The following is a 9,703-nucleotide window of genomic DNA, read 5'->3' as shown; positions in this document are numbered from 1 at the left end:
ATCTCCTCCGGCTTGTGCTTTTTCTGGGGCATTCCTGCATCCTCCAAATGGCTCAAAAGCCATACCTCAGGGAGGACCACTTTTCAGGGGGCAGACCACAGCCGCACCGCGCGTTCGCGCACACTAGGGGAAAACTTGTTCGTTGTCTTGCTCATGATGCTCCACCTTACTCAGGAGTTGGAGCCTCAGGCAAACCATGTACGGTTCAGCCATTATAGCCATCGACTTATAGATAGATATTTACTGCCGCAAACGGCTCAAGTTACGCTTCGGCAACAATAGATATTTAAACGGTGCAGGGCTTGACGGAACGCGTGTCAAGGAGACACCGTAGGACCGTATTTTACATGCGATCTCGAAAATGAACTTTATAACAACGGCGGACGCTACCCCCCATGCCGCATCACTGATCGAGGGGATGCGTGATTTTGGCTATACCCTTGAAACCGCCATGGCGGACGTGATCGACAACTCGATCACCGCGGGAGCAAGCACGATACATATCCTGGCCGACACGATCTCGGAAAATCCTTGGATCGCGATCAGGGACGATGGCTTCGGAATGCAGAAGGACGAGCTCATCGAAGCGATGAGGCCCGGCACGCACAATCCTTTGGCAGAGCGCGAAACGCACGACCTCGGTCGCTTCGGCCTTGGCCTCAAGAGCGCGAGCTTCTCGCAGTGCAGGATGCTGACCGTGATCAGCCGCAAGGATGGTCGAATGAATTCGGCCACCTGGGATCTGGACGAGGTATCGAAAACGAACCGATGGGAGGTTCTCGTCGAGGAGGAACCTGCCCTTCAGCCAGCCACGGAGGGGCTGGGCGATCACGGAACGGTCGTGATTTGGAGAAAGCTGGATCGCCTTTCCACCAACTACAGGGACGACTCGGTGAAGCGGGCGGCGGAGATCAATGCAGCGCTTTCGGGCGCTGAACATCATTTGCGGCTCTGCTTCCATCGTTACATGGAGGGAGCACGGCCCCAGCTACGGCTCTTCCTAAACGGACGCAGGTTGAATCCCCTCGACCCCTTCGCAAGCCGACATATGGCCACGCAGATTGGCGAGGAGGAACGGCTTCCGCTTACGAACGGAGAGGTTGTCACCCAGTCCTTCACCATCCCGCACCACGGGCGGGTCACCAAGGCCGAGTGGGAGGAACTTGGCGGGCCGGAGGGTCATCTGCGTGCACAAGGTTTCTACGTCTATCGAGAACGCAGGCTTATCATTGCCGGCGGGTGGCTGGGCTTGGCGCGAGCCACGGAGCTGACCAAGCTGTCCCGTGTCCGAGTCGACATCCCGAACACGATGGATGCGGATTGGAAAATCGACGTCCGCAAAGCCTCGGCACAGATGCCGCCCGTCGTCCGTGAACGCCTGCGAAGGATTGTAGAGCGAATGCAGGGCACCTCAAAGCGGACCTATCAGCGACGCGGGCGAAAGCTTACCGACGAAGCCAATCTGCCTCTCTGGAGCAGATTCCAGCGGGATGGCGCCATCGTGTATCGACCGAACGCCGATCACCCCGCCATCTCGGGTTTCCTGCAATCGTTGCCAGAGGAGTTTCGCAACGGCTTTCGAACGTGCGTCAAGCTACTGGGTGCAGGCCTCCCCATGCCCGCGCTTCATGCCGACATGCTTGGTGGCGCGGAGAAGGTGCAGGCCGAAAGGACGGAGTTCGAGGAGATCGCCGAATCCGTCGATCAGGCGGTCGGGACACTGCTTTCGACAGGGATGTCAGAAAACGACGTCCTTCAGGTTCTATGCTCCACGGAACCGCTCACGCATCACAGGGAAAGCGTTCGTGCGCTCATCGCCGGACGAGAGGTGAACCGATAATGACTTCTCAACTTGCACATCTCGACTCGGTGATCTCCCAGTCCCTCGCGCATCAGCGTAAGACCGGTGTGGAACTCCGCGAGATGATCTCCAGCTTCAACACGCTGCTTGGAGTAGGTGCCGACGGTGCCTCGCTCGAGCTGCTCGCGAAGGATATCGAGAGCCGTTTCAGCGTCTCCATGGGCCTCGGTGCCATGGTCGACGACGCGAACTTCGTTCCTTGGCTCGACGATGCCAAGGCTTCCATCACGCCCTTCTACTGGGAGCGATACAAAAAGCTACTTCTCAAGAACGGACTTCCGCAAGATGTCGTCACCGGCACGGACGCAATCACCGACCGTATTCTAGGCCGGCTTGGCAACCCTAGGCTCGAGGAGCGCTGGGACAGGCGTGGCATGGTCGTGGGCCATGTTCAGAGTGGGAAGACGGCCAACTACACCGGCCTGATCTGCAAGGCGGCCGATGCAGGGTATCGCCTAATCATCGTCATCGCGGGCATCCACAACAACCTGCGCAACCAGACCCAGGAACGCATCGACGAGGGCTTCATCGGTCGAGATACGGGCCGGGCAAGGCAGAAGGGCGACCACACCATCGGGGTCGGCCTGTTCGACGACAGGAAGGTGCCGGTAAGCCTGACCAACACCAGAAGGGATTTCCACAAGGACACGGCTTCGTCGAACACCAGTCAGATCGACTCCTACAAGGTGCCCGTGGTGCTGGTCATCAAGAAGAACCCGAGCACCCTTAAGAATTTGCTCGACTGGCTAAAGGACAACAGCGCAACGGGTCATGATCAGATGATCGATCAGCCCATGCTTCTGATCGACGATGAGGCGGACAACGCTTCGATCAACACCAAGTATGCCAAGGAGGAGGTCACCAAGATCAACGGGCAGATCCGTGATCTTCTGGCGACCTTCAACCGCAGTTGCTATGTCGGATACACCGCCACGCCCTTCGCGAACATCTTTGTCGATCCGGACCAGTATGACGACGCGCTGAAGGAGGACCTTTTCCCGAAGCACTTCATCATCGGGCTGGATGCGCCCAGCAACTACTTCGGTGCCGGGAAGGTCTTCATCGACGGCTTGCCGGAAGACGGCCCTCCGGTATGGCTCCGCCACATCAGGGACAACGAGGATCTGCTTCCGATCAAGCACAGGATCGATCAGGACATGTCCGAGTTGCCCCCGTCCCTTGACGCTGCGCTTCGAGCCTTCCTATTGGCACGGACGATCCGCAATCTGCGTGGACAGGCCTCGAAGCACTGCTCGATGCTGGTCAACGCCAGTCGATTCACGTCGGTCCAGGGTCGCATTCGCAACCGCATCCACGAACGCCTTGTCACCATCCAGAACGCCGTCCGCATCAATGGATCGCTTGGGAAAGCAGGCTTGGCGGACCCGGAGATCTCAGCTCTCCGAGACGTGTGGCTGAAAGAGTATGCCGGTTGCGGATTCGAGTGGGAGAAGATCCAGGCAGCGCTGCTCGAGGCCATCGCCTCGGCAAAGGTGGTCGAGGTCAACAGCCGCGGCAACGGGCTCGACTACGGCTCCAGCGGCGAGACGGGGCAGACCGTCATCGCGGTGGGGGGCTTCTCGCTCTCGCGGGGCCTCACCCTCGAAGGGTTGACGGTCACATGGTTCCTAAGGAACACGATGATGTATGACACGCTCATGCAGATGGGCCGCTGGTTCGGGTATCGCGGAGGCTACGAGGATCTGTGCCGCATCTGGATGCCAGAAGAGGCCATCGACTGGTATTCCCACATCGCGGAGGCCACCGCCGAACTTCATCTTGAACTGAAGAACATGGAGAGCGCGAAGCTGACGCCTGCAGATTTCGGCCTAGCCGTCCGCAGTCACCCGAGCGCGCTTCTGGTCACTGCGCGCAACAAGATGGGTTCGGGCCAGAAGGTGGTCAATGTTGGTCTTTCCAATGCCTGGGTCGAGACTGCCAAGCTGGGAGTGAAAGACGCTCCCGACAACATGGATGCGGCCAAGCGGTTCCTCGACGAGCTGTCTCGGTCCGGCCATCTGCCGGACGATGACCGCAAGGTCACCGGCGGCTTCCTGTTCGAGGAGGTGCCCGCAAAGCACGTCCTAGACTTTCTCGCGGCATGGAAGAACCACGAGGCGGCATTCTTGACGCAGACCAAACCGATACGCTCATACATCAATGATCGTGTCGAGGACGAGCTGGAGCACTGGGACGTTCTTGTCGCCAGCGTGAAGGGGGACGGCAAGCCGTTCGAGCACGGAGCTTGGGTGATCGGACCACAGATGCGCAAGATTGGCTTGGAAGACCTGAAACAGGACTTGCTGTCGATCGGCGACAAGAAGGCCAGGATCGCTTCCCGCGGCGTTGAGAAGATCGGTGTCGATGCCATCGCCGCCAAGCAGGCCGAAGACAAGTATCGCAAGGAATACCCGGGCAAGGTCAACGAGCAGACCGGCAAGGTCAACTATCCTGACAGCATCTACCGAAGGGTGCGCGAACGCCCGCTCTTCGTGCTGCAGATCGTGAAGATTCGGGAAGATAGTTATGAAGGTCCGGATGGGCAGTCCAAGGAACTGCCTGCGAACTTCCCACAAAGCCCCGTCGTCGGTTGGGGGATGAGCCTGCCAACATCGGCGGTGCCGGGCGTCCGCGTCGAGTATGTCGTGAACACGCAAAAGTTCCGCGAACTCTTCGGGGAAGACGATGAAGCCGATGAGGACGAAGTGTCCAATGTCTGAAACGCCTTGGGACAAGCTTCAGCCTGACACCGGCATCCGCGTGGACGGCCGCGGCAGGCACGACATCTTCTGGGTTCGGATGCCCGACCGCACGCCGGGGCTGATCATGAAGCTCTCGGATCATGTCGAAGAGATTCACCCGCTGCCGAAGTTAAAGAACCTCTCTCTGTCCTATCGGCATGTGGATGGCAGCAATACGCTGTGTCTGACGCTGACCGACAAGGCTCAGGTCGATATTTTCGAAGCGCTGTGTCGCGACGTCATTGACGCGGCCGAAGCTGCCGACACCGTTCAGTCGGCGCTGTCCAAAGCTGTTCAGCGCACCTGCCGTTGGCATCATCTGCTGCGCGGCGGAAGTCCCGAGGGTCTGACAATCGAAGAGCAGCGTGGACTGGTGGCAGAACTCGCTGTTCTTAGAGAGCTCGCAGTGGAGTTAGGTCCAAGGGCGGCCATCGAAGCGTGGAAGGGGCCCGAGGGAAGCCCAAAGGACTTCGAGACATTCGTGGTCCATGTCGAGGTGAAGGCCCGCAGAGGAGCCGCCAACGCGAAGATAGCAATATCATCCGAAGCGCAGCTTGAGGCTGTCCCTGGGTTTGACCTGTATCTCAAGGTATTGGACGTCGACACGGCGATCGCCCCTGCGGGGCCGACGCTCGCAGATCATGTTGCCGAGACAGGGCTTAAGTTTCATTCCGATCCCACCGCGATGTCGCTTTGGGAACAACGTTTGATCGCAGCAGGCTATCGCGACGAAGAAGTCGACTCGTCGCGGTCATGGAAGATCGGAACATCTCGCACCTATCGTGTTGCGGACGGTTTTCCTCGGATCACGTCTCCTCTGCCCCCAGGGGTCTCAAACGTGGGATATTCGATCGATTTGCATGTCTGCGCACCATATCAGGTCGCGGACGATATTTTTCTTTGTAGCTAGGATTTCATGATGTCGGATCTCGAGGAGTTCCACAAATCTTTCATTGCGGACATTCAAGGCGATGCAGACGCTTTGGGCACCTATGCTCAGGAAGCGTTCTTCGAACGCATAGGCGATATTCTGACTGAAGCAGGAGAAGTCGAACAGGCCGACTATGCTCACTATAGAGGCATCGGCAAAAGAGGGGTCCAGCTTCAAGTCACCGGTTCTGGTGGCGATCCGGACGAGTCCGACGGCGTTCTGGCACTCATACTTTGTGACTTCCAGATAACGCCAGAACTCCGCACAACTCGAGGCGCCGACCTGAAGGCTCAGTTCGGAAAACTTCTTGATTTCCTCCGCCACGCCATAAGCGAGAAGTTCAGAAACGCGATCGAAGAGGTCAGCTTGGGAGCAGGCCTTGCCGACATGATCGCAACGCGGTGGGAAAAGATCGTCAAGATCAAGCTGATCTATGTCACGAACTCGGACAATCGCGCTCGCGTAGATGCTATGCCCGCGGGCGAGATTGACAGCAAGGCTCTGACTTACAATGTTTGGGATCTGAAGAGGCTCCGCGGGTTCGTCGAGCAGGGCAAGGCCCGTGCGGACATGACTATCAGATTCAGCGAACAGTTCGGATGCGGGGTCCCCGTCTTGAAAGCCTCGGGAACGGATGCGACCTTAGAGAGCTACATCGCAGTCATTCCCGGCAGGCAACTTGCCGATATCTATGATGTCTGGGGCGCGCGCCTGCTGGAATCGAACGTGCGCAGTTTTCTCCAGGGGAAAGGAGGGGTCAATCGTGGCATCCGCAAGACCATCCTGGAAGAACCTCACATGTTTCTCAGCTACAACAACGGACTTGCCGCGACAGCCGAAGAGGTCGAAGTCGAGCAGACGGATCAGGGTTTGATCCTGAAATCCGCAGCCAATCTTCAAATCGTGAACGGGGGGCAGACCACGGCTTCCCTGCATGCAGCCTCGAGACTTCCCAATGCCAACATGGACGACATCTTCGTCCAGATGAAGCTGAGCATCGTTCCCAGCGTCTTGTCCGAGAACGTCGTCCCTCGCATCTCGGAATATGCGAACAGTCAGAACAAGGTGAACGCAGCGGACTTCTTCGCGAACCACCCGTTCCACATCAGGATCGAAGAACTTTCTCGCAAGCTTCTCGCGCCATCGGGAGAGCAAGGCTATCGAGAAACAAAATGGTTCTACGAGCGGGCCCGGGGACAGTATGCGGACGCGCGATCCAAGATGACCGTCACTGAACGGAGTAAGTGGGACGCCGAGTTCCCCCGATCGCAATTTTTCACCAAGACCGATCTGGCCAAGTTCGAAAACACTTGGGGCGGGCAGCCTCATATCGTCAGTCAAGGCGCTCAGAAGAACTTCGGCGCTTTTGCGCGGTCGATCGAGAAAGTCTGGGGCCGAAGCGGCGATCGGATCGACGACGCCTGGTTCAGGCAACTGATCGCGAAAGCGATAATCTACCGAAAGCTCGAGAAACTGGTCTCGGGCGCCCAGTGGTATGAAGGCGGCTATCGTGCCAACATCGTGACCTATGCGATTGCAAAGGTGGCCGCCGACGTCAAAGAGCGGGACAAAGCGATTGACCTGGCACGAATCTGGCGGGCTCAAGATCTACCCGCGGGGCTTGAGGAAGCCCTGCTGATCGCAGCGGCGGAAGCGCAGAATACGATCACGACCCCACCGGCAGGGGTGCGAAACTTGAGCGAGTGGGCCAAGAAACAAGCATGCTGGGAGCAGTTCAGGAAGCACAAGTTGGCCTACCCGGAGGATCTCGAAGACTTGTTGGTCGATCCCGAAGAAGTAAGGGATGCGGTGCAAGACGAGCGGAACGACCGCAAACTGTCGGAGGACGTTGCGGATCAAGTTCGGGTTCTTGAACTGGGCGCGGTCTTCTGGGCGGAAGCACAGGCATGGGGTCGAAAGCGTCGCCTCCTAAGCCCGACCGAGTTCAGCATATTGGGCATCTGCGCCAAAATCCCCGCGAAACTACCGACCGAACGACAGACGACAATGGCGATCTCCGTCCTCGATCGCCTTGAAAGAGAAGGCTTCCGAAGCAGCGCCGCTGCCGAATAACTTTCTCAGGGCAAGATACCACGCAACGCCTTCGCAATCCGCCACGCCAAATAGGGAGGGACGGCGTTGCCGACCTGATGATACTGCTTGGTTCGCGGTCCGCAGAAAAAGTAGTTGTCGGGGAAGGTCTGCAACCTAGCGGCTTCTCGCACCGTCAACGACCTGCACTGCATCGGGTCGGGATGAATGAAATAGTGCCCATCCTTCGATATGTGGCTGGTGACGGTGCTGGAGGGGCGGATCGCTGCCTGAGTTCGGAAGCGATCCGCGAAGTTCCCGGTTTCGCGGTTCCGGTGTTCTGGCTGCAGCCAATCCGGAAACTCGGCCAGCTTGGGCGAACGCCCTGTGGCTTCGGTGAAAGCAGAAGAAAAGAGATAGCGCCCGAGATCCTCGCGGATATGCCCCCTCGTTTCATGATGCGAAAGCTCAAGAAGACGTGGATCGGCCAGCCATTCTCTCAGGGGGTTGTCGCTTTCAAACGTAGGAAGAGAGCGGACGATACGGTCCACCGGCAACGCGTTCGATCGTGCAACTCGACGCAGGATCTGAACAATGCCTTCAGGCAGTGTGTCCAGTGCCGTAATACGCTCTGCGTGATCGCGGACAGCCGCCTGCCATGCGGATGCGCCATCTTGCGAGGAAAGACCACTGCGCAGTGGTGGAATACCTCGCAGTGCCGCTGCCACGGTCATCGTCGGTGATCGGGCGAGCAACGGCTGCGGGTGCTTTCTGGGATCTGCCAAATCGCTTCGGATGCCGACGATGATGACGCGATGCCTGGCTTGCGGGACGCCGTATTCCTCTGCCTTGACAAGAAAATCCACTGCTGCAGCACGCGAACCATCTTGGGGCGCCCCGACTGCCAAGGGGATCAGGCGATAGCCGTCTGCGGCTTCTTCCAAGTCGTTTAAGACCCGCCCGAAAATCCCACCGCCATCCACCTTGCTCGAAAGCATGCCCTTGACGTTTTCCATCACGAACGCCGCCGGCCTGAGCCGTTGAAGGATTCGAACGTATTCCCGATAAAGGTAATGCCTTTCGTCCTTCTCGGCGACGTATCCGGTCTTGCCCTTGTTGCGCGAGCGTCCGGCAAGCGAATAGGCTTGGCAAGGTGGACCGCCGATCAGAATGGTGTTCCCGTCGAACCTTTCACGAGTTTCGTCCAAGATGGGGGCGATGCACTCAAATACGCCCTCCTCACCCAGAACGAGCTGCTTGACCTCATCGCATGCTTTCCGCCACGCTTTCGGGTAACGCGTCAGCATATCGTCGAATGAAATGCTGCCTCGCATTGCTTCGTAGTATTCCGTCGGGAACCCGTCCTCGAAAGATCTCAGAAAGGATCGGAGCCGCAGGGTGGCAATCGCATGCTGATCCATCTCGATCGACATGCGTATCTTCATCGGCGCCCCCTCGTCCTTGCCTGCTTGGGAAAAACCTTCGCCTAGGCCGCCGGGCCCTGCGAACAGATCAATGATTCCGTAGTTGAGCGCCATGGCATCCCTCGCTTTCAAGGCGCTAATAGCCCATAACTTTCGATCTGATCCAGGTCGAAAAGACAGATTAGGTTACCCATATCCCTTGAATGACCGACATCATGGATCCCCAAACGCGCTCCGCGCTCATGGCTCGTATTAAAGGGCGCAACACAAAACCGGAGTTGATAGTGCGAAGGTCCCTGCACACATCAGGGTTCCGCTTTCGCCTCAATGTCAGGAAGCTGCCGGGATCACCGGACATCGTTCTGCCCAAGTGGCGTATTGCCATCTTCGTCCACGGCTGCTTCTGGCATCGACATCCAGGATGCCGCAAAGCGACTACGCCGAGCACTAACGCAGACTTCTGGGACAACAAATTCCGAGCAAACGTCCATCGAGACAAACGCGCTTTGGCGGAGTTGGCCTCTTTGAACTGGAGAACTGCCATCATCTGGGAATGCGCGCTAACCAGCAAACACGCTGCCGGAGCGATTGATCAGCTGGTCCGATCCATACAAGACTGCGAGGTGGAACACTTTGTCATTGGCGGTTTCGATACGAAGACAATAAAACAGCCCAGTCATTGAACCAAAAGCTCTTCGGCAAACCGGGGGGGGGG

The 9,703-nt window shown here is 58.0% G+C and carries 6 protein-coding genes; 5 read left to right on the top strand and 1 reads right to left on the bottom strand.

Annotated features, from left to right (window positions below; translation table 11 throughout):
• Nucleotides 1–418: 418 nt before the first annotated feature.
• From IE00_RS19160 to IE00_RS19145, 4 genes are read left to right on the top strand one after another with little or no spacing between them, the layout of a single operon-like run.
• A complete protein-coding gene (locus IE00_RS19160) occupies nt 419–1,840 on the top strand; it encodes an ATP-binding protein (protein ID WP_205949725.1) in 1,422 nt (473 codons plus the stop codon).
• Between the two features lie 29 nt (nt 1,841–1,869).
• Nucleotides 1,870–4,581 (top strand): Z1 domain-containing protein, encoded by a 2,712-nt coding sequence (locus IE00_RS19155; protein WP_240494014.1) that lies wholly within the window; start codon nt 1,870–1,872, stop codon nt 4,579–4,581.
• Entirely contained in the window at nt 4,574–5,512 is a 939-nt protein-coding gene (locus IE00_RS19150; protein WP_072298762.1) for a PD-(D/E)XK motif protein, read from the top strand. The genes IE00_RS19155 and IE00_RS19150 overlap by 8 nt, the downstream gene beginning before the upstream one ends.
• A 9-nt stretch (nt 5,513–5,521) precedes the next feature.
• Nucleotides 5,522–7,606 (top strand): AIPR family protein, encoded by a 2,085-nt coding sequence (locus tag IE00_RS19145; RefSeq protein WP_072298765.1) that lies wholly within the window; start codon nt 5,522–5,524, stop codon nt 7,604–7,606.
• 5 nt (nt 7,607–7,611) lie between these two features.
• Here the strand turns inward: IE00_RS19145 and IE00_RS19140 are convergent, their stop codons facing one another.
• Entirely contained in the window at nt 7,612–9,102 is a 1,491-nt protein-coding gene (locus tag IE00_RS19140; RefSeq protein WP_072298761.1) for a DNA cytosine methyltransferase, read from the bottom strand.
• 89 nt (nt 9,103–9,191) lie between these two features.
• Between IE00_RS19140 and IE00_RS19135 the strand changes: the two genes are divergently transcribed.
• Entirely contained in the window at nt 9,192–9,671 is a 480-nt protein-coding gene (locus IE00_RS19135; protein ID WP_072298760.1) for a very short patch repair endonuclease, read from the top strand.
• The last annotated feature ends 32 nt before the right edge of the window (nt 9,672–9,703 follow it).

This window comes from Paracoccus sp. SM22M-07 (assembly GCF_001887735.1).
In the GTDB taxonomy this organism is placed as follows: Bacteria; Pseudomonadota; Alphaproteobacteria; order Rhodobacterales; family Rhodobacteraceae; genus Paracoccus.
The sequence above is the reverse complement of the archived record's forward strand: the minus strand, read 5'-3'. Positions and strand labels throughout refer to the sequence as shown.